This is a genomic window from Microbacterium meiriae (genome assembly GCF_025143875.1).
GTDB lineage: Bacteria > Actinomycetota > Actinomycetes > Actinomycetales > Microbacteriaceae > Microbacterium > Microbacterium meiriae.
In genome coordinates this window covers 118009-140186 of sequence record NZ_JAMBDU010000005.1, presented here as the reverse complement: position 1 = coordinate 140186, position 22178 = coordinate 118009, and the positions used below count along the sequence as shown (strand labels likewise).

Here is a 22178-nt window from a genome sequence, read left to right as displayed (position 1 = left end):
CGGTTACTTCCCGCCGGCCTTCTTGAAGTCGGCTTCTTTCGCGATGATGAACACCGCGGCGCCCTTCTTCTCCGCGGCACGGAAGGCCGTGTTCTCCTCACGCGTGATCGGCCGGATCACCTTCTGCGTGCGGAGGTCGTACAGGTAAAACGTGCCGGACTTGTTGGCCTCGTTGATGAGGATCGTGGGGAACATAGCGTCCTCCTCCTTCTTGATCGGCTTCGGTCCCGCGGGTGCGGGCTTCGCGACGTAGCGCATGAAATCGACGGACCACGGGCGGCCGTCGGGCTTGTACCCGAATCGGGTGAGGTGCGACGGCCACAGGGTGACGTGGACGTGCGCGGCCGGCATGGTGCGCAGCTTCGACCAGTCCTCATAGCCGTAGCCGGAGGCGCCGGAATAGCCGATGAGCTCGCCGGCCTTGACCCGACCGCCGATGCGCATCACCCGCGAGAGGTGCAGCGCCCGGAAGCGGAGCCCGTTGTCGAAGTCGATACCCACCCACCGGCCGGTCGCGGGGCCGATCGACGAGCCGTAGCCGTAGACGACGCCGGCGGCGGGCGCGTAGACGGGCGTGCCGATCGGGACGAACATGTCCGTCCCCGGCTCGCTCGACCGCGGCGACCGCCGCGTGTGCGAATCCCACGACGCCGTATAGGCCGGGTTCACCGGCATCCGCAGAGTCGGTGCTCCACCCATGATCTGACCGCCTTTCAGAGCGTGATCTTCGCGCCCCGCCACACGGGGTCTTCGTTCGTGCGCATCCACACGATCTGCGGGAGCACGTTCACCGTGAACGTGCGCTCGACGGACGTCGTGCCGCCGACCGTGGCGCGGACGCCGATGACGACCGTCGCGCCGGCCAGCGCCGACGGGGCCGTGAACGACCGGGACGCGCCCGTGCCGGAGAACGACACCGCCGGGCCCGACACCTGCCGCCAGGTGTACGAGTCGGCCGCGAAGCCGGACGACAGCACCGCGGTCAGCGACACCGTCGACATGGGCTCGACCGTCCGGTCCGCGATCGGGAGCACCACCACCGAGGCAGTGCCCGACATCGCGGCCCGGAACACCCGGCCGACGCGCGACGCAGGCGCCGTGCCCACCGCCGCCACCCGGAACACCCGCCCCTTCGGCGCTGACGCCGGGGCCGTGCCGACCATCCCCGCCCGATACGCCCGCCCGACAGGCGGAGTCGCAGGCGTGTTCAGGCCGGCACGGTAAGCACGGCCGCCCATCTAGGAAGTCACCCCCAGCTCAAGGCTGAGGTTCGACCAGTCCGTGATCGACGAGATCGTGCCCGCGCTGAGCGTGAACTCGTAGGCCGTCGGCGTCGTGGTGACACCCGCCTGAGTCCACGACTGCCGCAGCGTCGTCCCCTCGTAGAGCCGGATCTGCCACGTCCCCGTCCCGGAGTCCATGCCCAACGTGACCTGCACCTTGCCGGTCGCGCGGGACGTCGACGGTGCCAGGCGGACGCGGATGCTCTGCTCCGCGCCCGACACCGCGTCGGACTCGAGGTAGGTCGTGTTCAGCTCGTCGGCCAGCGCGGCGCCGTCACTCGACGCCCCGGTCCGGGTCCACGCGCCGACCTTCGCCGTCGCAGGCAGCGGGAGCGGGCGGGCATCCACGGCACCCGAAGCGGGCACCCGGACCTCGACCGTGTCCGTGCTCGACGCACCGAGGTTGTCCGTCGCGGTGAGCTGCAGCGTGTAGAGCTGCGGAGCCGCGCCCGCCACGAACGACGGCGTCAGCGTGTTCGCACCCGTGAGGGTCGGCGTGCCCGTAGACGCCGCCGAGACGAACGACCAGACCGTCGACGCGACCGACCCACCCGGGTCCGTCGCCGTGCCCGTGAGGAGCACCGTCGCACCGCCCGCGACCGTCTGGTCGCCACCAGCCGACACGACCGGAGGCTCATTGCCGATGCTCGTCGGGAACGACGCATAGTCCGCGCCGGTGTGCAGCAGCACGTCGTCCATGAAGACGCCCGCCGCGTTCGACCCGGCCGCACCCTTACCGAACCGGGTGCGGGTGATCGCCACGGAACCGCCGCCGAGGTTAATCCCCTCAAGCCAGCCGGAATCCGCGAGCGGTGTGGTCGAGTCGCCGGCGAAGATCGCCGCCCGCACCCGTCCGCCGGTAGCGGTCGTGCCCTGCTCGGCGAGCAGCTCGAACCGGATCCACTGCCCGGTCGGCATCGTCGCGGCCGGCGCCCACGCGTTCGACCCGCCGCCGCCCGAGGCGTACAGACGGATCACGTTGCTCGCCGCCACGCGGAGGATGAGCACGCTGTTTCCGGCCGCGTCATACAGGCCGCCGAGCTGGAACTCGCCGCCGCTGTTCGCACTCGTGAAGTAGAAATACCCCTTGAGTCCGAACAGTGTCTCCGCCGTGTGCGACACACCACCGTAGGTAGCGATCGCCGGGTCGGTGAACTCGCACGACAGCGAGCCCGAGTGCGCCCGCGCGTTGGAGTACCGCGCGCCGGCGCCGAACACCCCGAACGCGATGTCCGACCCACCGCCGCTGTTCGCCGCGGTGATCGCCACACCATTGGCGCCCGCCTCGAATCCGTTCCTGAACTGCATGGTCTGTCTCCTAGTTCGTTCTGACGAGGAAGTGAGTAGCCGGGGTGACCCCGGCAGCGGACAGTGCCGATGCGGTCGGCGGCCACGACGTCGTCACGACGTACGGCGTGAGCTTCCCGCCCTTCGCGTCGCGGACGTCGATCGTGTTGGCGACCCCGTCGATCCACCAGTACGTCGCCGACGAGATCCGGAACGTGAGGAACCCGTCGATCTGCGGGTGCTGCGAATGGCGGTAGACGCCACCGTTCACCCGGAGTCGGCCGCCCTGCGGATTCCGGCTCCCGACCGACGTGAACTGCAGGTGCATCGGCGACTGCGAGTTCGAGTTCGGGTTGTCCTGGATGAGCATGCAGTCGTTCAGGGTGATCGTCGCGTTGCTCGACTCCCACCCACAGAGCGACGCATTCTCGTACCCGCCGAGCGACGCGCCCCCGTTGATCGCGGGGTCACGGTTCTGCGTGTTCGTGATCTGCTCGACCTTGGTCCGGGTGAGGGTGTAGGACCCCGTCGCCCCGGTGTTCTCGTCGTTCGCCGCATAGCGGGACACGTTCGAGTGGTGCAGCCAACAGTCCTCGAGCGTCGACGACACCTCGTTGTTGAGCATGATCGGCGCGCACCGACGCGGGCGCGCCGGGTCGAGTGCGGGCGACCGGCGGCCGTCGAACTCGCACCGGACCCACTGCACGTTCCCGCGCTGCGAGTTCGCGCACGCGTGCTCGAACGGCGGCTGGGAGTTGAGCGCACGCCCCGCTCCCTGGAACCGGACATGCGAGACGATCCCGTACGCGCCGTTGTAGAGCACGAGGCCCTGATGCGGTGCGGGCTGCGGACGGTACAGGTCGGACAGGTCCGACGCGAGAGCCGTGATGAGCTGCTGATCCGCGGCCCGGAACGTCAGCCCCGAGATCAGGACCGGCGAGGACGCCGTGCCGTCGAGGCGGCAAAAGCCCATCTGGTTCGGGGAGAACGACGCCTTCGTCTTCGTCGCGAGCTCGTTGAGCTGCGCCTGCGACATGCTGTTCGCGTCCATCTGCACGAACGTCTTGTCCGCGCCCTGACCGATGAGGCCCTGTAGGTTCGGGAAGAAGAACCCGAACGCGTACGTCGCGAGCCCCGAGGTCCCGGCGAGCCGGAACTGGTTCAGCCGGTAGACGCCGGCGCCGAGGCGGACGACGACGCGCCCGCCGGCCGCGTTCACCGTGCTCATCAGGTTCGTGTAGAAGTCCGACGATCCGGTCTGGATGTCGACGACCTTCACCCCGGCAGGCCACCGGGCGGTCAGCTCGGCCGGGTTCGTGAACGCCCACGGCGGGGCGTCCTCGGTCCAGTCCGCCCCGGCCGCAGGTGCCGGCGCGTTCAGCGTCGGACGGCCCGGTGCATACCACGCCGGGTCAGGGTGCGTGCGCTGGTAGAGCACGCCCGGAATCGGGTTCGGCATCGGTCACACCCCCGGGGCGACGTAGATGTCGCGGACACCCGCCCACGTCACGCCGGTATAGGCCGACGGGCCGCCGATGAACCACCGCGACTTGACCCCGGGAGGGGCCGTAGCGGGCAGCGTCGGCCAGCCCTGACCCTCCACCCAGTAGACCTCGAGCATCGACGATGTCCCGCCGCCCGTGCCTCCCGAGGCCATCGGGCCGGCGGTCCACTCGCCCGACGCGACGATCGGGACGTACCCGTCCGGCAGGGTGCCCGCCGGCGGCAGGCCGATGCCGTCGTCGCCGGCAGGACCGGGCAGGCCCCGCGACCCCTCAGCCGACGTGACCGGGGTGACCATCGAGCCCGACACGATGTTGACCTTCGTGTCGCCCGTGGTCACCTTGAAAGGCGGGTAGATCCCCGTCGGCGACGCGATGAGCATCGCGATCGGAATGTCCGACAGGTCCGTGATCGGCAGCGGCGTCGAGAACGTGACGTCCTCGATCGCGTAGACCAGTGCCTGCGCGCTCGGCACGACGTTGCCCGTCTCCGGGTTAAGCGCGAGCTTCGCGTCGAAGTAATCCTCAGCCATGACTCATCCCTCGCTCTCTCAGCCCACAGGCCAGGTGCCGTGAACCATCACCACGTTGTTGACCGGGTTCGACCCGGAGCGGTACTCGTCCGATATGTAGATGAGGCCCGTTGTCGTCACGAACATCTCGCCGTATGCCTTCGACTGCGTGACCGTCGCGCCGAGCGGGGCCGTCGCCGTTGGGCGGAACAGCGTCGGGACGGTCCCGAGGCTCTCGTAACCCGCGCCACTCCCTGCCTTCACCGCCCCGCGGAGATAGGCAACCGGCCCGATGCGTCGGACACGGAGCGGGTAACCGCTGACGGCGACCCACTTCGGTCCGAGGGGGACGTTCACCCACCCGGTGTCGGTCAGGTCCGTCGACACCCACAGCGGCGAACCTGTCGCGTTCACCGTCCGCGTCCAGAGCGTGTCACCGATCCGCACCTGCGTCCCGACCCGATCGAGGTAGGACAGGGTGAGCGGGTCGAACGCGACGACGCCGGCATCCGCCGGGATGCAGCGAAGGTCCACGATCTCCTGCGCCGTCGACTGCCCGGCGGCGAACCGGACCAGCGCGAGCGGCTGATCGTTCATCGTGCCCCACCCGGTGTAACGGTCCGGGAGTGCCTTCGTCGGCGAGCCCGCGATGATGAGCGGCGTCGTCTCCTTGGCGTTCCAGTCGCGGCGCAGGACGACGAGATCCCACCGGGAGCCCGACGCGACCGGGTCGCCGTTCAGGACGATCGGCGTATCCGACTCGTCGCGGACGCCGAGGCCGAACGCGCCGCCGTCGGCAATGGCCAGGGCCCGATCACCGGGGCCGGCGGTCACCCGGAAAGACGTGAAGTCGTCGACGCCGTAGAGCGACCCGACCGCCGCCGTCGCCATCCGGCGCCAGTTCGAGTCGGTGATCGTCCCCGCGTATCCGACGCTGGTGATGGTCATCGTGAGTTACCTCCGCTCGAGGCCGCGCACCTGCGAGGCCAACTGCCGGACTAGGTTGAGAAGCTGCTGCTGCGGGTCGGCCGACGCGAGCCCGATGGTCGGCGTCACCCGGAAGCCCTTGTCGTCGTGGACGATCTCGATCTGAGTGATGACGTCGTCGACCTCGAACGCCCCGGCCTTCACCGGGACACGCGTGCCGATGCGGTACGCATCCGGGAACCGGAACCACCCGGCCTCCTGGATCTGCGGCGTGAAGCCCGCCGACGGACGGCGCGACTTCACCTCCTCGACGATCTCCGGCGTGAAGTCCACGCCCTCCTCCGTCTGACGTGCGTCGATGAACACCTCGAGCGGTAGCCCGACCGCGGCCTCCGCCGCCGTGTCGATGTACTGCTTGAACTGCCGGGCGGTCCCGTCACCTCGGCCCCCGCCGACAGCGCGCGTAGCGGTGCGGTACTGGATCGTCCACTCCCACTCGGCGAGCACCCCCGACTCCGGGGTGAGCGCGCCCGTGTAGGTGTCGCCGGCGACGACGTCGACCATCCACCGTCCGTTGTCCTGCCGCTCGACCGTGAGGATCAGGCGCGCCGACTCGAGGAGCGGCATGACCATGCGGGTCAAGTCGTGCATCCGCAGCTCGAGCCGCGTCGCCGCGCCGACGCCGCGAGTGGGCACGATGTCCCACGGCAGGCCGAGGCGGGTCGCGTTCGCCGCGATCGCCGCCTTCACCACCGTCTCCGTCGGCCCGGTATACACCGCGTATTCGACGTTCTGCCCGGTCAGTCCCGCCGTCGGCTTCGGCCAGCCGAGCACCGTGTCGAGCAGCGACTTGTCGTCGGCGATGTTCACCGTCGCCGGACCGAACGGACCCGACCCCTGCGCCGAGATAACCCTGCCGCTGGTCACACGCTCCCGCGTGAGCGTCCCAGCGTCCACGTCCTCGGTAATCATCCACACCTCGCCGCGCGGCTCCGCAGTAGCGAGCAGCGCCGCGACTGCCGGGTGCTTCCCGGGGATCTCCATCGCCGCCGTGTGTGTCTGATACGCCCGCTGGACGACCGTGCCCTTCCCGCGGAAGTCGGTGAGGTACTCGCCCGCGGCGTCGGTGATGACCGTCCGGAGGTAGGAGCGTCGCATCGCGGCCCCCTTCCGGGTCAGAACGCCCGCCAGTAGAGCGGGGTGATCTCGACGGTCACGGCTCCCCCGCCGTCGGCGATGAGCGTGAGCGGAGTCGTGCCCTTCGCGGGCACGGGGGCGAACATCTGGAAGCCGAGCTCGCGGGTCACGTCGACTCCGTCGAGCGTCGCGAGTCGCGAGCTCGGGTCGGTGTCGATCACGAGCACGGACCCGGACGGGACCGGGAAGGGAACGTCGATCAGCGCGTCACCGAAACCGATGACGACCTGATCGAGCGGGCCCTCCATCGTGTGCACCATGTACGCCGGCTCGTCGCCGGGGTTGTTCACCTCGGCCTCAGCGAACGACGCGCCCCGCGAGATGTGCAGCGGAGGCGACCCCGCCGGGTCGATGAACGGCACGCCCTCCGAGTTCTCGAAGCGCTGCTTGATCGCACGCCCCCGCCACAGGGGCCGGGGCGCTTCGAGCTCGAGGCCGACCATCGTCCACAGCGAGAGCGCCGGGTCGCGCTCGAAAACGTGGTTGCCGGTGAAGTCCCCTCGCAGGGGAAGCGTGCGCGCGTCGACGCCGGACCCGACCGTCCACGTCCCCGTCTTCACGGGGTGGAACGAATCGAAGAACGCACCGTGCTCCGCCAGCCACTCGCGCTGCGTTTCCGCCCGGAACAGGACCGGCCAGTACACCTCGCGCTCGTTGATCGAGTAGCCCTCGACCTCGGCGCCCGGGATGAGCAGCGACGACGACTTCTGCACCGTGAACCTCGGCATGTGCAGGCCCTTCACGCCGCGGCCGAGACGAGGGTTCCTCGCCTCGGCCCCGACGAGAGGCCACACCGACCCGTCCCATCCGGTCCACGACATCGGCAGCGGCGACCAGTCAGGGGCCGGCACATGCTCCGGCGCGACCGGAACGGACAGGATGATCGGCATGTCGTACTACCTCCTTACGAGAGCGGCATCGCGGCGAGGAGCTGCGCGAGCTTGTCGCGGGCTTCCCTGCCGACCGCCGTCGGGTCGTACGCATAGAAGTCGCCGGTGAACGTCGCCTGCACAGACCGCATCCCAGCGCCCACCTGCGGACCGGCCACCGGGGACACGTCCCCCGCCGCCATGCCGTAGAAGTTCGGCATCCGCCGGATCGTCTCCACCAGGAGCGCGAGCGACCGAGGCGAACCGTCGAGCGGGATGTACGCCTCCGGCACGTCGGCACGATCACCGACGATCCGCCAGGTGTTCGCCGGGACCATCTGCGCGAGCGGCTGCATCGGCGTCAGCCCGGTACCCCGCAGTCCGCCGGCCGCCATCATCTCGACGATGGCGCCGTCGTGCTGCGCGGACGCGGTGATCGACCCCATGCGGATCGACGTGCCGTCGGCCGCGACCTTCACCCGGATGACCCGATTGCTCGCGTCGCGGATGAAGTAGTTCAGGGCGTCGTACGCCGGCTTGGTGTTCGCGTAGATCACCGAGCTCCCGTCGGGAAGGGTGATGATCTTCCCGCCGAGACGCTCGACCTTCCCGCGCTCCGAGTCCGCGTTCGAGCTGAACTTCGTCGACGCTTCCTCCGGCGTCTGCAACACCGTGTCGATGAGTGCCTGAGCCTGCTCCTGCGTGAGCCCCATCGTCGTGAGCTGGTTCAACAGCGCGTCGCGCGTCGAGTTGTACCGGCCGCGGAGGTTGTCCTGCGACTCCCCCGCCGCGATCGCCGCGTCGTACTCCGCGAGCAGGGCCTCCGCCGATGCGTCGAGCTGAGCCTTCAGCTCGCCCGTCGCGCGGACGGACCCATCGGTTGCGACCTCGAAGCCGCTGAGCAGGGCCGCCCCGCTCTCCGCGGAGAACCCGACCTGTGCGACGGCGTCCGCCGTGCGCAAGGCCGCGTCGTTGACGAAGCCGAGCGCGATGAGCGGATCCGTCCAGTCGGTCAGCTCGGACTTCATGCCCTCGAGGTTCGTGCTCACGTCGTCCGTGACTCCATCGAAGTCACGCAGATCGGAAACGAGGTTGTCGAGTTCCGAGAAGTCCTTGAACGGATCGAAGTTCGTCAGCTTCAGGAACGACACGAACCCGTCGACCATGTCCGCCAGCGGACCCGACACGAAGTCGCCGGTCGCATCCGACGCGGTGATCGCGAAGTCGAGCGCGCCGACCGCCATGTCCCGGAAGAACTGCAGCACAGGGCCGCGGTTCTGAGACACCCAGTCGGCGAAGTCGCCGAGCGGCTCCGCGAACGCCTGAGCGAGCGCGCCCTTGATGCCGTCAGCCGCGACCTCGATGTTCCGCTGCGCCTGCTCGATCTTCGATGCGTCGTTCCCCGCGAGGGTGTCGAACATCTCCTGAGCGGCACCCGTGACGGTGCCGAGCTGCTCGACCGCGGACGAGAGGTCCATCGCGAACAGCGCGGCCCCGAGGTCCTCCGCCTTCGTGCCGAACAGGGCGACCGCGGCAGCGTTCCGCGCCACCGGGTCCTCGGTCTCGCGGAGCTTGGTCAGGACCTCGTCGAGGCCCTCACGAGCATCCGCTCCACCGCGAGCGATCTTCGCCGTCATCGCCTCGGCGTCGAGGCCAAGGATCCGGAACCCCTCCGCCGAGGCGACCGACGCATCGGTCGCCCGGATCTGGAACTCCTTCAGCGCGTCGGCCGCGACGTCCGTGTTCCGGGCGCCCGCCTGCATGCTCTGGTTGATGAGACCGAGCATCTCCTCGCCGGTGAGCCCGAGCCGCGTCAGCACGACCGGATACTCCGTGAGCGTGTCGAGGAGATCCTCGTTCCGGTTCAGGCCGTTCCGGGCGCCTGCGGCGATGACGTCGAACGCCTGCTGCGCCGACTTCACCATGCCCGACCCGAGGAGCGTCGTGACCGCCGTTGCCGTCGGGCCGACCTCCTCGCTCAGCACATCGGCGATTCCCGAGAGTCCCTGGACGACGAGCTGCGCATCACGCGTCGTGCTGTTCGCGTCGATGAGCCGGAACTGCAGAGCGAGCCGAGTCGTGTCCATGTTGGCCTCGACCGAGTCGCCGAAGTTGCTTGCGTACGCCTCGCCGGCGGCGCGGCCCAGGCGGAGCGCGGTCGCCTCGTCGACGCCCGTGAGAGCCTGCAGACGGTCGTACCCGACCTCGATCTGCAGGCCATCATTCAGGCCACTGATGAGAGCCTTGCCGATGGCGACACCAGCGAGGACGATACCGCCCGCGACCGGGATCGCAGACAGTGCCTTGATGAGCGTCTCCTCGACGCCATCGCCGACAGCCTGCCCGACCTTCTCACCGGCACCCCGGGTCGCGGAGTCGAGAGATCCGACGAATCCCTTGCCCGCGTCGTCGCCGGCCGACTGCGCCTTGGCGGGGAGCTTCTTGAGCTCCGCCTCCGCCTCGGACGTGTCGGCGTCCACCTCCATCGTCGCGCGTGCAGCCTTGAGGCCGTCGAGGTTCCGCTGCACCTTGGACAGCGACGCCTCGGCGCGGGCGATGTCGGCCTTCACGTCCATCGTCGTCTCGACGGACCGGAGGTAGTCGAGCCGCTTCTGGACCCGGTCGAGGGACTTCTCGCCGCGCTCGATGTTCGCATCGACAGTCAGCAGTGTGTCCTTCGAGACGAGCTTCTTCGCCGCCGTCTCGACCCGGTCCATGCTCTCGAGCGCGGGCTTCGCGTTCGCGTCGAGCTTGATCGGGTTCTTCTCGACACGCTGCCCGGTGTCCTTGATGAGCTTGTCGGCCTTGACGATCTGGTCCACGTTGGCCGTGAACAGTGCCTCGATCTCGGCTGCGCGCATCGCGGGTCACCTCCGGGTGAGCGCCCTCCGAATCCGGGAACCCGGAGTGTCGATGAGCGCGAAGATCGCCGTGCGCACGCCCGGCCATGGGCGCGCCCTGACGGCGGGGTCGTACAGGTCGAGGTGGAAGTGCTCGAGCAGGTCGGCGATGACGAATCGCCAGTTGGTGACGATCGCGAGCAGCGAGTCGTCGAGCTCGGGCTCGGTGCCATTGACGGTCGAGGATGTCGGCGCCTTCGGCGGGGCGGGCCGGAGGTGCGCGGGTGGTGTCCGGTAGTCCGGATACACGCCCGTCACCGGGTCCGGCGTGCCGACCCCGTACGGCGCCCAGTCCTCTACCGTCACGAGGCTTTTGGGGCCGCCTCGTCCTCCTTGTCGGGGAACAGGTTGTCGTCGGTGACGCGCGGCATGAACAGCAGCCGCGCGAGCGCGTCGGCGTACTCCTCGCCGCGCGCCCAGTAGAACACCGCGTAGTAGGTGAAGCGGTCGATCGTCGTCGGCGACAGCTTGTCGTCGAGCATCTCCTGGTGCACGTCGCCGAGCGCAGGGTGCTCATCAGGTCCGATGGTGTCGAGCACCGCCTGGACCTCGTCCGGGATCGGACCCTTCGTGATGCCAAGGTTCACCTCGCCACGGATTGCGCAGGCGAGCAGCTTCCCCGCCCGATCCACGTCCGGGGGCGCGACGCGGTACGTCTTGCCCCCGAACGGGATCACGAGGTCCTGCTGCGCCCACGCCGCGAAGTCGGACGCGGACGCCATGCGTCACGCCCCTCGCGTGAACGTGTGCGGCGCCGAAGCGCCCGCCGCGTTCGTGACGATCACGGGCACGTTGCCCGCGTCACCGGCCGGCAGAGCAGCGATGATCGTCGCACCCGAGACCACGGTGTAGTCCGTCGCGGCGAGCGACGCACCGGCGATCGACACGCCGGTCGTGCCGAGGAACCCGGTGCCGGTGATCGTGACGAGGTCGCCGTCGCCAGCGCCCTCGGGACCCACGGTGCCGATGACCGCGACCGTGCTGTCCCATCCGTCGAACGGGTTCGCGATCTCGGTGTACGGGCCCTTGCCCGACAGGGTGACCGAGAGGACCTCGATCTCACCGTTCGGGCCGGTGTTCTGCCGAGTGATGGCGACGGTCGCGCGCCCCTGGCCGGCGTCGGCCGGGTTCGGCGTGCCGATCTCCGGCTTGTGGTACCAGCGGACCTCGACGACCGCGGCCTCGCCCTTCGCCGACGGGCGGGTGCGGGCGAGCAGCGCCTCGATCTCCGGCAGGTACAGGCCGGTCGCGGTGTTGCGGTTCACCTGGACGTTGAACGCGATCGCGAACGACCAGCCGGTCACGTCCGAGTTGTCGGCGCCGAGGTCGTCGTACGTCTGCGCGTCCTGCGTGGTCGGCGTGAACGTCGGCTGGAAGCCGCTGATCCGGCGGAACGGCTGCCACTCAGGGACCGCCGACGTGCCGAGGTTGATGTCGATGCCGTACTCGAAGGACTTCCCGAGCGTGGTGCCGGCGGGAAGGGGAACTGCTTCACTCATGATGAGGACTCCTGATTGTCGAGGGTGATGATGTAGTTGTCGGTGCGCTCCTCGCGCCCGTTCGTGTCGGCCCCGTTCGGGGACATGGATTCGCGGCGGATGCCGCTGATACCTCCCTCGCGGGAGAGTCCGTGGAGAGCAGCGAAGACGATGCCGGCGATCTTGTCGGCGTCCGTCTTGCTTCCCTTCGCGCCCCGGATGCGCACCTGAGCGCGCCGCCAGTGGAGATGTCGCTCGTCCGTGGTGCTGTAGACGCGCACGCCCACAGCCCGGTCCGGCTCGGCCTTCAGCGCCCCGTACTGGACGGCCACGCCGGACGACGGCGGGGTCACGTCGTACTCGAACGTCGGGACGCGGGCGAGGAGGCGGCAGAGGAGGCGGGTGAGGGTCGCGTCGTCCATCGTCATCCGAACGCCTCCCGGACCTTCTGCGCCGCGATCTGCTCGATGTCGACCTCGTCGAACGCCTTCTCGAGGAACTTCGCCTCGCCACCCTGCGGGTGCTGGTTGTCGAGATCCTCGTGCTGCAGCCGGGACACGAGCGACGTGAACCCGACCTGCACGGTCATGTCGTCGACCTGCATGAACCCGGACCGGTCGGACTCGCCAGTGAGCGTCGGACTCTTGTCTCGGGCGCGGCGCAGGACCTCCCGGCCGCCCTCCCGGATCGCGTCCTGCGCGGCCTTCTCGACCGTGCTGAGGATGGGCTTGAACATCTTCACGATGCACCTCCCTAGGTGAGCCAGAGGATCAGGTGAGACGGCAGCGGCGGGGCGTTCTCGTCCCGGCCGACGCGGATCACCTCGGCCTCCCGCGCCGCCGGCGTGCCCGGCCACACGGTGACCAGCGCACCCGGTGCGACGTTCGCGTCGAGGGGGACGGTGACGCGGGAGTTCGACACAACCTCGAGGTTGTCCCGGTTCTTCACCAGCGTCCGCTCGTCGATGGTCTCCGCGATCGACGAGCGTGCAGGGCCGGGGCTCGACCCCTCCCCGCCGCGGTCGATCATGTCGCGGATCAGAACGTTGTGGGGGAAGAAGAACGCCTCGATCACGAGTAGCCCCCCTCCGGCCACACGCGCTCGAATGCGCGCTCCGTGGGGAACGACCCCGCCGGGAGTGACCCCGGCGACACCGAGGCCGCCTGAGCGTCGCACAGCGCCCGCAGGCTTGCCCGGGCGTCCGAGTCGAACGCGGATTCGATGTCCGCGAACGTGATCGACGTGCCGTTCCGGCTGAGGGACTTCGTCCGACGATCCCCCGGCGCAGGCAGCTCGGCGACGACGGCGCTGAGCACCGCGATCGCGTCGAGCTTCTGCTCCGAGCCGTCAGGGAACGCGTCGATGCAGGGGGCGATGGACCGTGCCAGCACGAGAACCCGTCGAGCCGTGTTCTCGTCGCCGCCGAGGTCGGCGTGTGTGATGGTCATGTCCATCGCCCCCTGTCTCGCTAGTTGGAACCGCCGGCGTTGCCGCCCGCGTTCTCCTGGTTGTCGTCCTCGCTCGCGTCGAGCTCGAACTTCTCGATCAGACCGAGCCCCGTGAGGCGCTTGATCTCGGAGGCCTCCACGGCGGACGGGAGGATGCGCCCCTTGCGGAGGTACACCTCACCGCCCTGGGCGCCGGGGACCTTGGCGACGATCATCGTCGCGGCGACGCGGTGCGCCGTCTTCTTCGCGGCGGCCATCAGACGAGGCCCGTGTTCGTGATGGTCACACCAGCGGTGACGTCGGTGACGATCGGGACGGTGACGCGGCGCGAGCGCAGCAGGTACTCGTCCGTCTTCTCCTCGCGGATCGACTTCGTCTCGACGCCCGGGAGCGCCTTCGAGTAGCCGGGGCCGCCGAGGTCCTCGTCCGCCATGCCGCCGAGCTCGTCGCTGTTCACGAGCAGCGGCGCCGCGGTGGGCACGTTCGGCGAGCGGAGCCACACCAGGTCGAGGACCTCGGGCCAGGTGCCCGTGATGAGCGGGTTCGCGGCCTCGCGCGGGAGCAGGCCCGCCTTGAGGAACGCGGCCATCACGCGGGCGTAGGCGGTCGGCTTCAGGACGATGGTGTCGAGCACGTGGCCCTCACCAGACTCTTCGGCCTTCGCCTTCGCGAGCTCGACGGACAGGACGATGTTCTCGACGTCGGTCCAGGCGCCGGGCGACGCGACCGTGGCGGTGATCTTCGACGCGATGACGCCGAGCGCCGCCGAGTCGACGAACTTGACCATGCGGTTCACCAGCTGCAGCAGCGAGCGGTTCACGACGTCGATGCCGCGGCGCTTGATCGACTCGTCGGTGACCGGCACGTCGCGGCCCCACTTGTCGACCTTCGCGGCTGCGAGGTCGCCTGCGGTGACCTGCGAGCGCGGGTACTCGCCGCCGGGCTGGATCGCCTCGGGGTCGTCCGGCGCGAACAGCGGATCACCGTTCTCGTACAGGACGGAGCCACCGACCGAGCGGAACCGACCCTTGAGCAGCGCATCAGAGATGAAGCGCTGTGCCGCAAGGGTGCGGATCCGGCGACCAATGGCCGTCTGCGAGCGGAGCAGCTGGTGGATCTGCTCGGTGGTGAGGTCCTCGGTGTTCGAGATCGCCGGGACCGGGTAGGTCAGGGAGTTTCCCATGTCTGTTCTTCCTCTCAGTCCAGTGCGACCTGGAGCAGGGCGTCGGCCGCACCGGCCGCCGTGAGTGCGAGGCCGATGCCCCGCTCGCCAGCGCCGACCGTGACGACCTTCCCGGCCGCCGCGGGCTTCACGCGGGCTCCGGCGACGATCGCCGCGGACGCGACGAGGTTCTGGACCCCGCCACGCAGCACGAGCACGTCCTCGCCGGACTTCGTGTCCTGAGCCGCCGCGCCGACGGTCTTGACGCTGTCGGCCGCGGCGTTCGCGACCGTGCGGGCGCCGGTGACCTCGACGAGGCGACCGCCGATGACGTCCGCCGATGCCGTGAAGGTCACCGATGCGCCCGGCTTGAACAGGTGGATGTGGTCAGCCATGGTCAGGCCTCCTCGTCGTCGTCGCCCCAGCCCGCACGGGCCATGAGCGCGTCCTCCGCCGACACCTCGCCGGCGGCGTGTCCGATCTCCGCGACCGGAACGCTGTTCTTCGCCATCGAGGCGAGCACCTTCGCGGTGCCGTCCTCGTCGGAGTCGAGCATGGTGCGGAAGTGCTCCGCCGAGGCCGCCGTGATGCGGCCCTCCTGCAGGGCGTTCGCGATGATCCCGTCGCGGCGGTCCTTGATCTGCTGCTCGCGGGCCTCGCGGCCAGCGGCGGCGTCGGCGCGGAGCGAGTCGAGAATCGAGTTCTCGATGAGCTGCGTGCCGGCGGGGATCGTCGGGGCGACCGTGGCCGCCGAGGTGGGCGTGGTGTTGTCGGCCGACTCGTTGAGCGCCTCGGAGAGAGCGGACAGGACCGTCTCCTCCGACGCGTTGGCATCGGTCACGCCGAGCCGATCACGAACCGCAGCCAGGAAAGCGTCGCTCATGTTGAGCGCCTCCTTCTGTTCCTTGGGATTCCCCGGCTCGGACGAGCTCGGGAGCTTGTGGGGCGCCGAAGCGCCGATGGGGTGCAGGCCCAGATGGGCGCGCGCGGACTGGTACATGTCCTCGACGTCGTCGCCCTCGAGCGGGTCGGTGCCGTCGTCATCCGTGCCGGCAGTCGCCGTCTCTCCGGCGTCCTTCACGACGGCGACGCGATCGGCCAGGCCCGCCTCGACGGCGCCCTCGGCGGTGTACCAGGTCTCGTTCGCGAGAAGCTCGCCCCACGCGGACTCGCCCGCCTTGTCTCGGTAGATCGAGACGATCGACTCCTCGATGGTGTCGAGCACCTCGGCGACCTTCCGCATGTCGGCGGCGTTGCCCCAGACGATCGTCGACGGCGAGTGGATCATCATCTGCGAAGCAGGCGACATGACCGTCTCGTCGCACCCCGCCGCGATCACCGATGCAGCCGACGCCGCGAGGCCGTCGACGACCGCGGTGACCTTCGCATCGTGAGCGCGGAGCATGTTCAGGATCGAGACGCCCTCGAACACCTCACCGCCGGGCGAGTTGATCCGGAGGATGATCTGCGTGACCGAGTCGGGGAGCCCGTCGAGCACCTCGGCGACGTCCTTCGTCGAGATGCCCCAGTACCCGCCCCAGGAGTCGATCGGGCCGTACATGCGGATCGTCGCGACGGTGCCCTCGCCTCCCGCGGACGGCATCGTGATCGCGTCGAAGAACTCGGTCTTCGACTTCGGCGGGGTGAGCTTTCCCCAGAACCGGTTTCGCGCGCTGCGCTGCTCGGTCATGCTGCCTCCTCTGTCGGCGCAGGCTCGCCCGCGGCGCTCTGCGTTGTGGTGGTGCGCTCTCGCGCGGTGTCGGGGTCGTGCGCCGGGAGCCCGTAGCGCGCCCGGAGGTACTTCTCGAGCTCGGCGTCGGCCGTGAACGCCCCGCAGTCGATGAGCGCTCGGATCGCTTCCGCGGTCAGCGGCGCGTCCTTGCCCAGCGGAACGGGAACGATCCGCGGCGCGGGCTCCTCCGGACCCCAGTTCTGGTCGACGAGGTCCTCGACGACGTGCTGATTCGTCACGTCGGCGAGGTGCTTCATCACCGCGTTCAGCGAGCCGGTCAGCACGTCTGCGAAGGTGTCGCCGAGCGCGTAGGACCCGGTCGACTTGTCGCCGCCCAGCGTGAGCAGGTGAGCGAGCACGGCGTGCGCGATCTGCTCGTCGTGGTACCGGATGGGACCGTCGATGTCGGGGAGTTTGCCCGTGACACCCTTCAGCTCGACAGTGCCGCCGTGCGGGACGTACGCGCCCGCCGCCTCGCCAGCACGGAAGTCCTTCGCGAGCTTGAGCCCCTCGTCCTTCTGCGCCTTCAGCCACTCCTCGGCCTTCGCGGTGTCCTTCGAGATGCTCTCTGGGAGCTCCGCGCCGGTGACCACCGGCACACCGAGCCCGTTGCGCTCGCCGACGAGCGCCTGGATGCGCAGCAGGCGATCCTTGAGGAGCCAGTTCTTGTATGCCTGCCGGAGGAGCGACTGGCCGATCCAGTTCGCGCCCTCGCGCTCGTTCACGAACACCACGAGCCGGTCGACCGGGATCTTCACCGTCGTCGAGCCGAACACGCCGTGCTGGTGGACGGCGATGAGCCCGCCGTCCTTCGCTACCTCGAACTTGCTGATCGTCCGCGGGGGCCGCCAGGCGAGCTTCCCGAGACGCGCGCGCCCATCCTCGATCCGGTACACCTGCTCGAACACCGAGTGGCCGAACACGAGCTCGAGGAGCGCCAGGCGGAGGAACTCGTCCCACGAGAACCGACCACGCTCCCGCTTCGGGCGCTCCGGCTCCTCCTGCCCCTTCACGGGAAGGCCGAGATCCTGTGCGATGAGCTTCACGACCTCGTCACGGGCGCCCGACGGGTCGATCTCCCACCGCGTCGAGCGGATGGGCAGCGTGACTGCGCGGACCACGGAGCCGACCTGAGCGTCCTCGCGGCGCATCTGGTCGTATACCTCGAGCGAGTGCGGCCACTGCAGGTCGATGTTCTTCTCGTGCGCCTCGTCGGCGAGAGACGACCATCCGCGCAGCGCTCCGTCCTTGACGTAGCCGATCTCGTCTGCCACCGGGGGCCTCCTCTCAGAATGCGACCGTCGCGAGGTTCATCTCGTCGGGCGCGATGTCAGCGCGACTCACCGATTCGGCGGCCGGCGGCTTGGGCGGGTCGGGGACGATCTCGGGCTCGAGGTTCACGAGCCCGTAGAGCGCCTCGGACATCGCGATCAGGCCCGAGATGTCGACCGGCAGGGACTTCGAACGCGACCAGGCGTCGTTCTCGGCGTATTCCTTCGTCACGCCGCCCTCGACGGCGAGCGTGATGTCCGGCTGCTCGACGAGCATGATGTCCTTGTCGCGGACCGCGTCGCTCATCTGTCCTGTCGCGGCGGCGAACTGGCCGCCGTCGATGACGTGCACGGTGAGGTTTCGCTCGGGCTTCTGCAGCTCCTCCACGAGCTCCGCGGCCGGCGCGCCCCGTCCGACGACCACGACTTCCCGGAAGCCGGACTCGTCGGCGAGCTTCGTGATGTAGTCCGGCGCCCAGACGATGCCGGTTCGACGGTGTCGCACTGTGGCGAACGGCTTCCCGGACTTCGTGCGCGTCGCCGCGCCGATCCAGGTCGTCACACCCGAGTCGTTCGACCGCTTCGAGGTGTCGATCGCCCACACGGTCCGCTCGCCCTTCGTGATCTTCACGTCGGCGGGCGGGACGTAGAGCGCCTGGAAGTCCTTTACGTTGATGAACGAATCGACGCGCACCGTGACCCACTGGCACAGCACCTCAGTGCGGTAGCCGGCGTCGGTCATCGACCGGATGTCGGAAAGAGCGTCCTGCACCGTCATCGCGCCGTAGCCGATCGACGGGTTCGCCTGCAGGATGCCGTCGATGTCGTCCTTCGCGCACCCGTCCGGCGCGGACCACTCGAAGATCCCGAGCGACGTGTCGTGGGTGTTCGCGTACTCCTCGGCCGAGGTGAGCCCGGCACCGACGTACGCATCCCAGTCCGCGATATCCGCGAGGCCCGCGTCGCGCTGGGTGCGGAGCACGACCGCGTCGGACGCGCCTGCGTTCGAGATGCCCCAGAGCTGCCCGGACCAGAACGACTTGAGTGTCTGCGAGACGGCATTCCACGCGACCCAGTCGCGCTGCTCACGCATCTCATCCATCAGGACGCGCGCGGCGGGCTTGCCTCGGGCGTTCTTCGCCGCCCGGATCTCGTAGTGCGCCCGGGAGCGCGCCGTGATCGCGATAGACCCGTTCGCGTCGCGAACCTTCGCCGTGGCGGCCTGCAGCGCGTCGATCGCGAGCTCGGCCTCCTCCTCCGTCTCCGGATCCGGATCACACCACGACTTGACCGCCGCCCACGGCTCCTTCGCGATGTCGAGGTTCTGCGCGACACCCACGACCTTGAACTTCAGCGGCGGGACCTGCTCCTTGTTCCGGCCCGAGTCGACGAACAGCCACCACGCGGCGAGCACCGACGCGAGCATCGTCTTCCCCTGCTGCCGGGCGACGAGCACGATGACCCGCTTGAAGCGGTATGTGCCGTCGGGGCGCAGTTCGAGAGCGTGGATCAGGAGCCACTTCTGCCACGGATAGAGCGTCACGCCGAGAATCGTCAGCGCGAACTCGATCACCTCGAACCCGCGCGACGTCTCCGGGGTCAGTTCCCGCAGCGGCTTCGTCCACAGACGCGGCTCAGTCCGCCCGAACAGCTTCGCGGCCACCGCTCACCCCCACCTCGAGCGGTCAGCCGATGCCCCGCTCCGCCTTGAACTTCGCCAGCGACGTCGGCTCGTCGATCTCCTCGTCCTCGAGGGCCTCCGACTCGCCCTCACCGGGCTTCGCCGCCTTCATCGGCTCGGGCACGTCAGGCGAGCCCTTCGGCTTCCCGCGCGCCGTCGTGTTCAGCACCATCCGGGCGTCCTTCAGCGCCGCCCGGTACTCGATCCGCGGCCGAGAGCCGCCCCCGCGGTCCAATTCGTCGGCCAGCGTGCGCAGCAGCTCAACGAGGGGGGCTTCCTCGGGCACATTCGCGAGCCCCGTGACCCTCAACATCCGCGTCAGCGCGGTCCTGTGAGGACGGTCAGCCTTCTTCGGCATCCGGGTCACCCCCTGGTAGAAATCGGGCACTTCGGGTCGGGGAGAGAGGACGGCTCCCCCGGGCTGTCGTCCGCCCCCGGGGCTGTTGCTGGATTTTTCGGGGGGTGGGGGTCTGTGGCTCGCGTGAGCGTCTGGGAACGTCTGGGGGTGCCCGGGCTACGCCCTCCCCGTGGTCTGTCCGTATCCGGGCGTGTGTGACCGGGGGTGGGTGGGTGGGGGTTACCGTCTCCCTCTGAGGGTCCAGAGGTCGAGGAGTGTGTCCCATAGGCGGAGGCGGCGGCGTGCGCGGGTGGTCTCCGTGGAGGTGGCCGGGTGGGTGCGGTCGTGTGCGGCGCTCCTGCCCCACTCGCTGAGTGCTGCCTCGCGGCGGGCGACGAGGCGGGCAGTGATGCTCATGCCGTGTCCTCCGGGCGTGGTTCGGTGGGCGGCAGGAGGCCGAGGCGTTCGCCGGCGGCCTGCCAGATGGCGCGGACGCGTGCAACATGGTCGGGGTCGTGCGTCGGGATGTAGCACTCGCGGGTGTTGGTCACGTCGTCTCCCCCGGGTCGAGGTGGCACCACGGGATGAGTTCGCGTGGCATGTCCTCACCGAAGATCACGACGCCGGTGTCGGGGTGGATCCATGTGTCGGTGAGGAAGTCGTGGACGAAGTCGGGTGCGGTGCCGATGCCGCGGAGCGCGAGGGTGGTCACGCCGGCCATGATGCGCCCGGCTGTTCGACGTGGTCGTGCCACACCCTCACGCGGTCGACGTGGTCGGGCGGATCGCCCGGGAGGATGCGGGTGAAGAGCCAGCGGGTCGGGCCTTGCCAGATAGCGAGCGCCGACCAGCCGATGACGATCCCGACGGTCACACCGATGGCGGTACGCATGCCGGCTCGATCGGATTGAGGGTCGCGTTCGCGCGGATCAGGCCGACCATGTTCGCTGACGCGCAGTGCGTGCAGTAGGTCAGGGTCCGACCGGACGGGAGCGTCGCGCGTTCCTTCGCCTGGACGGCGGGCCCGCACTGGTCACATGTCTCCATGATGTGCTCCTCACCACCAGGCGGCGACTTGCTCGCCGAGTCCCTGCGTGTTGGCTGCACGCTTGCCTCGGCTGCTGTTGCAGGACGAGTGCGAGTGGCGGAAGTTGTCGACGTCTTCCTCGAGGTCGGGCCGGTCGTCGACGGGGTGGTAGTGGTCGAGCTCGTGGGAGTCGGGGGTGGTGCCCTGCCCGGCGTCGTAGTCGATCGCGTCGCGGCAGATCCAGCACTTCGACTTCTCGACCTCGTCGGGGTTGGTGCTGCGCGACTGCCGCTTCCCCTCCTCGAAGAACTCGAGGCGGAGCTTGTGCATCCGACGGGATTCCTTGTGGGTGCGCTTGCCGGTCATGCTCCGGCCTCCCGTCCGAGGCGACGCTTCTCGGCGTTGCACCTGCCGCAGAACGTCTGGTCGAAGACCATGTGGACGCCGGCGGTACCGAGGAAGTAGCCGCGGAGCCGGATCATCGCGTTGTACCCGCAGGTCGGGCACTCGACGTCGTCGAGGTGTTCGCTGATCGTGTCGAGGTGGACGACGACGGCCATCATGCGGCCTTGCGTTTCGGGCGGCGCGTGCGCGGCGACTGCAGGCCGAGGCGGCGGCGACGCATCGACGTGTTCGCTTGCGACATGCCGATCTGCTCTGCGATCTCGGTGTCGTTGAGCCCTGCCCCGTTCAGGTGGCGGATGCGGGCGTCGATGTCGTCCTCGGGCCGCTCGGGGGTGGGTGTGGGAGCCGGGAGCGGTGCGGTGCCGACGGCGCGGTCGGCGAGGCGGGACAGCAGGTCACCGACCTCAAGGTGCAGCTCCTTCGCGTGCCGGGCGAACGCCTTGTAGGTCGAGGGGCGCAGCGTGGCGCGCACGACGATGCATGCGCCATCGTCGGCGGGGCTGATGGGTTCGCCTCGCATGATGTCCCCCGTCCGTCGGGTGGTGAGTGGTACGCGGGCGGGCAGGGAATGCCGCTGCCCGCCCGCGTCGTCGGACCGTGTTCGGGCGCAGGGTTCCCGTGCCGGCCGAGGGGATGGGTTCGGCCGGGTCGCGTGCACTGCGCCCGAGATCACGAAAGCCCCGGCGTCTGGGGAACGGCGGGGCTTCGTTATTGGTTGTCTTCGGTTGTGTGGGGCTGTATCAGCCCCTCCGACGACTTTCCGATCATGAATGTAGGGTATGCAACCGCCGTCGGTGATAGCGGCTGCGCATGGCCTAGTCCTACTCGACCTGCTGCGCGACGAATCGAATGCCGTGACGGCCACACGACGGACGGACCGCGAAGGGCAGTGAGCGCTCTGATGCGATTCCCCGGGCGGGTGCACTGCACCATTCGCATCTCGGTGCGGCGTTCAGGTCTTCCTCGGTGCGCGGGTCGCCGTCGATCGTTCCCCAATAGGTCTTCGCGTTGTCGTCCCAGTGCTGGGTGCGGTGACCTTCGAGCAGATGGCAGATCAGAGCGCGGCCGTCGCGTGATGACCGCCCGCACACGTCGTTGGGCATCGTCTCGTGCGGGAACTCCCAGGACTTCGGTGCCTGCTGTGACTCGGTCATGGTTCTG

General features: G+C 69.2%; 32 protein-coding genes. All 32 read right to left on the bottom strand.

What is annotated here, in order from left to right; genetic code table 11:
- Positions 1–3: 3 nt before the first annotated feature.
- The 32 genes from M4D53_RS05150 to M4D53_RS05000 all read right to left on the bottom strand — a co-directional run bounded on the left by M4D53_RS05150 (position 4) and on the right by M4D53_RS05000 (position 22171).
- The gene (locus M4D53_RS05150) at positions 4–699 is read right to left on the bottom strand and encodes a M23 family metallopeptidase (protein ID WP_259952411.1); all 696 of its coding nucleotides are present in this window, start codon (positions 697–699) and stop codon (positions 4–6) included.
- A 14-nt stretch (positions 700–713) separates the two neighbouring features.
- Positions 714–1238: a hypothetical protein gene (locus M4D53_RS05145; RefSeq protein WP_259952409.1), complete on the bottom strand. Its 525-nt coding sequence runs from the start codon at positions 1236–1238 to the stop codon at positions 714–716.
- Positions 1239–2591: a PKD domain-containing protein gene (locus M4D53_RS05140; protein ID WP_259952407.1), complete on the bottom strand. Its 1353-nt coding sequence runs from the start codon at positions 2589–2591 to the stop codon at positions 1239–1241.
- Between the two features lie 10 nt (positions 2592–2601).
- Complete coding sequence (locus M4D53_RS05135) at positions 2602–4029, bottom strand: hypothetical protein (RefSeq protein WP_259952405.1); 1428 nt, start codon at positions 4027–4029, stop codon at positions 2602–2604.
- A gap of 3 nt (positions 4030–4032) precedes the next feature.
- The gene (locus M4D53_RS05130) at positions 4033–4605 is read right to left on the bottom strand and encodes a hypothetical protein (RefSeq protein WP_259952404.1); all 573 of its coding nucleotides are present in this window, start codon (positions 4603–4605) and stop codon (positions 4033–4035) included.
- Positions 4606–4623: 18 nt separating this feature from the next.
- Positions 4624–5532 (bottom strand): hypothetical protein, encoded by a 909-nt coding sequence (locus M4D53_RS05125; protein ID WP_259952402.1) that lies wholly within the window; start codon positions 5530–5532, stop codon positions 4624–4626.
- 6 nt (positions 5533–5538) lie between these two features.
- Positions 5539–6669, bottom strand: a complete 1131-nt coding sequence (locus M4D53_RS05120; protein ID WP_259952401.1) for a Gp37-like protein — start codon at positions 6667–6669, stop codon at positions 5539–5541.
- A gap of 17 nt (positions 6670–6686) precedes the next feature.
- A complete protein-coding gene (locus M4D53_RS05115) occupies positions 6687–7598 on the bottom strand; it encodes a hypothetical protein (protein ID WP_259952398.1) in 912 nt (303 codons plus the stop codon).
- Positions 7599–7612: 14 nt separating this feature from the next.
- Entirely contained in the window at positions 7613–10438 is a 2826-nt protein-coding gene (locus M4D53_RS05110) for a phage tail tape measure protein (RefSeq protein WP_259952396.1), read from the bottom strand.
- A gap of 6 nt (positions 10439–10444) precedes the next feature.
- Positions 10445–10783: a hypothetical protein gene (locus M4D53_RS05105; RefSeq protein ID WP_259952394.1), complete on the bottom strand. Its 339-nt coding sequence runs from the start codon at positions 10781–10783 to the stop codon at positions 10445–10447.
- The gene (locus M4D53_RS05100) at positions 10780–11199 is read right to left on the bottom strand and encodes a DUF7426 family protein (RefSeq protein WP_259952384.1); all 420 of its coding nucleotides are present in this window, start codon (positions 11197–11199) and stop codon (positions 10780–10782) included. The genes M4D53_RS05105 and M4D53_RS05100 overlap by 4 nt, the downstream gene beginning before the upstream one ends.
- Before the next feature lie 3 nt (positions 11200–11202).
- A complete protein-coding gene (locus tag M4D53_RS05095) occupies positions 11203–11976 on the bottom strand; it encodes a phage tail tube protein (RefSeq protein ID WP_259952383.1) in 774 nt (257 codons plus the stop codon).
- Complete coding sequence (locus M4D53_RS05090) at positions 11973–12383, bottom strand: minor capsid protein (RefSeq protein WP_259952381.1); 411 nt, start codon at positions 12381–12383, stop codon at positions 11973–11975. The genes M4D53_RS05095 and M4D53_RS05090 overlap by 4 nt, the downstream gene beginning before the upstream one ends.
- A complete protein-coding gene (locus tag M4D53_RS05085; RefSeq protein WP_259952380.1) occupies positions 12380–12697 on the bottom strand; it encodes a hypothetical protein in 318 nt (105 codons plus the stop codon). The genes M4D53_RS05090 and M4D53_RS05085 overlap by 4 nt, the downstream gene beginning before the upstream one ends.
- An 11-nt stretch (positions 12698–12708) precedes the next feature.
- A complete protein-coding gene (locus M4D53_RS05080; protein ID WP_259952379.1) occupies positions 12709–13029 on the bottom strand; it encodes a hypothetical protein in 321 nt (106 codons plus the stop codon).
- The gene (locus tag M4D53_RS05075; RefSeq protein ID WP_259952377.1) at positions 13026–13403 is read right to left on the bottom strand and encodes a hypothetical protein; all 378 of its coding nucleotides are present in this window, start codon (positions 13401–13403) and stop codon (positions 13026–13028) included. The genes M4D53_RS05080 and M4D53_RS05075 overlap by 4 nt, the downstream gene beginning before the upstream one ends.
- Positions 13404–13423: 20 nt before the next feature.
- Positions 13424–13660: a hypothetical protein gene (locus M4D53_RS05070; protein WP_259952375.1), complete on the bottom strand. Its 237-nt coding sequence runs from the start codon at positions 13658–13660 to the stop codon at positions 13424–13426.
- Positions 13660–14586 carry a phage major capsid protein gene (locus M4D53_RS05065; RefSeq protein WP_259952373.1) on the bottom strand — a complete coding sequence of 309 codons (927 nt, stop codon included), beginning with the start codon at positions 14584–14586 and terminating at the stop codon, positions 13660–13662. Before M4D53_RS05065 ends, M4D53_RS05070 begins: the two co-directional genes overlap by 1 nt.
- A 14-nt stretch (positions 14587–14600) precedes the next feature.
- Positions 14601–14960, bottom strand: coding sequence for a capsid cement protein (locus M4D53_RS05060; RefSeq protein WP_060921021.1), 360 nt, complete (start codon positions 14958–14960; stop codon positions 14601–14603).
- Positions 14961–14962: 2 nt separating this feature from the next.
- Complete coding sequence (locus tag M4D53_RS05055) at positions 14963–16255, bottom strand: head maturation protease, ClpP-related (protein WP_259952370.1); 1293 nt, start codon at positions 16253–16255, stop codon at positions 14963–14965.
- Positions 16252–17571, bottom strand: a complete 1320-nt coding sequence (locus tag M4D53_RS05050) for a phage portal protein family protein (protein WP_259952369.1) — start codon at positions 17569–17571, stop codon at positions 16252–16254. The genes M4D53_RS05055 and M4D53_RS05050 overlap by 4 nt, the downstream gene beginning before the upstream one ends.
- Before the next feature lie 13 nt (positions 17572–17584).
- On the bottom strand, positions 17585–19231 hold the full coding sequence (locus tag M4D53_RS05045; RefSeq protein ID WP_259952367.1) for a terminase large subunit domain-containing protein: 1647 nt from the start codon (positions 19229–19231) through the stop codon (positions 17585–17587).
- 22 nt (positions 19232–19253) lie between these two features.
- Positions 19254–19535 (bottom strand): hypothetical protein, encoded by a 282-nt coding sequence (locus M4D53_RS05040; RefSeq protein WP_259952365.1) that lies wholly within the window; start codon positions 19533–19535, stop codon positions 19254–19256.
- A 291-nt stretch (positions 19536–19826) separates the two neighbouring features.
- On the bottom strand, positions 19827–20003 hold the full coding sequence (locus tag M4D53_RS05035; RefSeq protein ID WP_259952364.1) for a hypothetical protein: 177 nt from the start codon (positions 20001–20003) through the stop codon (positions 19827–19829).
- Entirely contained in the window at positions 20000–20137 is a 138-nt protein-coding gene (locus M4D53_RS05030) for a hypothetical protein (RefSeq protein WP_259952363.1), read from the bottom strand. Before M4D53_RS05030 ends, M4D53_RS05035 begins: the two co-directional genes overlap by 4 nt.
- Positions 20134–20298, bottom strand: a complete 165-nt coding sequence (locus M4D53_RS05025) for a hypothetical protein (protein ID WP_259952362.1) — start codon at positions 20296–20298, stop codon at positions 20134–20136. The genes M4D53_RS05030 and M4D53_RS05025 overlap by 4 nt, the downstream gene beginning before the upstream one ends.
- The gene (locus M4D53_RS05020; protein ID WP_259952361.1) at positions 20295–20477 is read right to left on the bottom strand and encodes a hypothetical protein; all 183 of its coding nucleotides are present in this window, start codon (positions 20475–20477) and stop codon (positions 20295–20297) included. Before M4D53_RS05020 ends, M4D53_RS05025 begins: the two co-directional genes overlap by 4 nt.
- Positions 20456–20632 carry a DUF7455 domain-containing protein gene (locus M4D53_RS17565; RefSeq protein ID WP_522711894.1) on the bottom strand — a complete coding sequence of 59 codons (177 nt, stop codon included), beginning with the start codon at positions 20630–20632 and terminating at the stop codon, positions 20456–20458. Before M4D53_RS17565 ends, M4D53_RS05020 begins: the two co-directional genes overlap by 22 nt.
- Positions 20633–20642: 10 nt before the next feature.
- Positions 20643–20978: an HNH endonuclease gene (locus M4D53_RS05015; RefSeq protein ID WP_259952360.1), complete on the bottom strand. Its 336-nt coding sequence runs from the start codon at positions 20976–20978 to the stop codon at positions 20643–20645.
- Positions 20975–21175 (bottom strand): hypothetical protein, encoded by a 201-nt coding sequence (locus M4D53_RS05010; RefSeq protein ID WP_259952357.1) that lies wholly within the window; start codon positions 21173–21175, stop codon positions 20975–20977. The genes M4D53_RS05015 and M4D53_RS05010 overlap by 4 nt, the downstream gene beginning before the upstream one ends.
- On the bottom strand, positions 21172–21537 hold the full coding sequence (locus M4D53_RS05005) for a hypothetical protein (protein ID WP_259952356.1): 366 nt from the start codon (positions 21535–21537) through the stop codon (positions 21172–21174). The genes M4D53_RS05010 and M4D53_RS05005 overlap by 4 nt, the downstream gene beginning before the upstream one ends.
- 301 nt (positions 21538–21838) lie before the next feature.
- Positions 21839–22171, bottom strand: a complete 333-nt coding sequence (locus tag M4D53_RS05000) for a hypothetical protein (protein WP_259952355.1) — start codon at positions 22169–22171, stop codon at positions 21839–21841.
- Positions 22172–22178 lie beyond the last annotated feature (7 nt).

Coding starts and splice junctions, on each gene's coding strand:
- M4D53_RS05020 (WP_259952361.1), bottom strand. CDS start 20,477: ATGCGTACCGCCATCGGTGTGACCGTCGGGATCGTCATCGGCTGGTCG.
- M4D53_RS05055 (WP_259952370.1), bottom strand. CDS start 16,255: ATGACCGAGCAGCGCAGCGCGCGAAACCGGTTCTGGGGAAAGCTCACC.
- M4D53_RS05110 (WP_259952396.1), bottom strand. CDS start 10,438: ATGCGCGCAGCCGAGATCGAGGCACTGTTCACGGCCAACGTGGACCAG.
- M4D53_RS05130 (WP_259952404.1), bottom strand. CDS start 4,605: ATGGCTGAGGATTACTTCGACGCGAAGCTCGCGCTTAACCCGGAGACG.
- M4D53_RS05005 (WP_259952356.1), bottom strand. CDS start 21,537: ATGCGAGGCGAACCCATCAGCCCCGCCGACGATGGCGCATGCATCGTC.
- M4D53_RS05140 (WP_259952407.1), bottom strand. CDS start 2,591: ATGCAGTTCAGGAACGGATTCGAGGCGGGCGCCAATGGTGTGGCGATC.
- M4D53_RS05095 (WP_259952383.1), bottom strand. CDS start 11,976: ATGAGTGAAGCAGTTCCCCTTCCCGCCGGCACCACGCTCGGGAAGTCC.
- M4D53_RS05090 (WP_259952381.1), bottom strand. CDS start 12,383: ATGACGATGGACGACGCGACCCTCACCCGCCTCCTCTGCCGCCTCCTC.
- M4D53_RS05035 (WP_259952364.1), bottom strand. CDS start 20,003: ATGAGCATCACTGCCCGCCTCGTCGCCCGCCGCGAGGCAGCACTCAGC.
- M4D53_RS05000 (WP_259952355.1), bottom strand. CDS start 22,171: ATGACCGAGTCACAGCAGGCACCGAAGTCCTGGGAGTTCCCGCACGAG.
- M4D53_RS05150 (WP_259952411.1), bottom strand. CDS start 699: ATGGGTGGAGCACCGACTCTGCGGATGCCGGTGAACCCGGCCTATACG.
- M4D53_RS05100 (WP_259952384.1), bottom strand. CDS start 11,199: ATGGCGTCCGCGTCCGACTTCGCGGCGTGGGCGCAGCAGGACCTCGTG.
- M4D53_RS05075 (WP_259952377.1), bottom strand. CDS start 13,403: ATGACCATCACACACGCCGACCTCGGCGGCGACGAGAACACGGCTCGA.
- M4D53_RS05125 (WP_259952402.1), bottom strand. CDS start 5,532: ATGACCATCACCAGCGTCGGATACGCGGGGACGATCACCGACTCGAAC.
- M4D53_RS17565 (WP_522711894.1), bottom strand. CDS start 20,632: ATGGAGACATGTGACCAGTGCGGGCCCGCCGTCCAGGCGAAGGAACGC.
- M4D53_RS05015 (WP_259952360.1), bottom strand. CDS start 20,978: ATGACCGGCAAGCGCACCCACAAGGAATCCCGTCGGATGCACAAGCTC.
- M4D53_RS05070 (WP_259952375.1), bottom strand. CDS start 13,660: ATGGCCGCCGCGAAGAAGACGGCGCACCGCGTCGCCGCGACGATGATC.
- M4D53_RS05010 (WP_259952357.1), bottom strand. CDS start 21,175: ATGATGGCCGTCGTCGTCCACCTCGACACGATCAGCGAACACCTCGAC.
- M4D53_RS05060 (WP_060921021.1), bottom strand. CDS start 14,960: ATGGCTGACCACATCCACCTGTTCAAGCCGGGCGCATCGGTGACCTTC.
- M4D53_RS05065 (WP_259952373.1), bottom strand. CDS start 14,586: ATGGGAAACTCCCTGACCTACCCGGTCCCGGCGATCTCGAACACCGAG.
- M4D53_RS05120 (WP_259952401.1), bottom strand. CDS start 6,669: ATGCGACGCTCCTACCTCCGGACGGTCATCACCGACGCCGCGGGCGAG.
- M4D53_RS05145 (WP_259952409.1), bottom strand. CDS start 1,238: ATGGGCGGCCGTGCTTACCGTGCCGGCCTGAACACGCCTGCGACTCCG.
- M4D53_RS05135 (WP_259952405.1), bottom strand. CDS start 4,029: ATGCCGAACCCGATTCCGGGCGTGCTCTACCAGCGCACGCACCCTGAC.
- M4D53_RS05115 (WP_259952398.1), bottom strand. CDS start 7,598: ATGCCGATCATCCTGTCCGTTCCGGTCGCGCCGGAGCATGTGCCGGCC.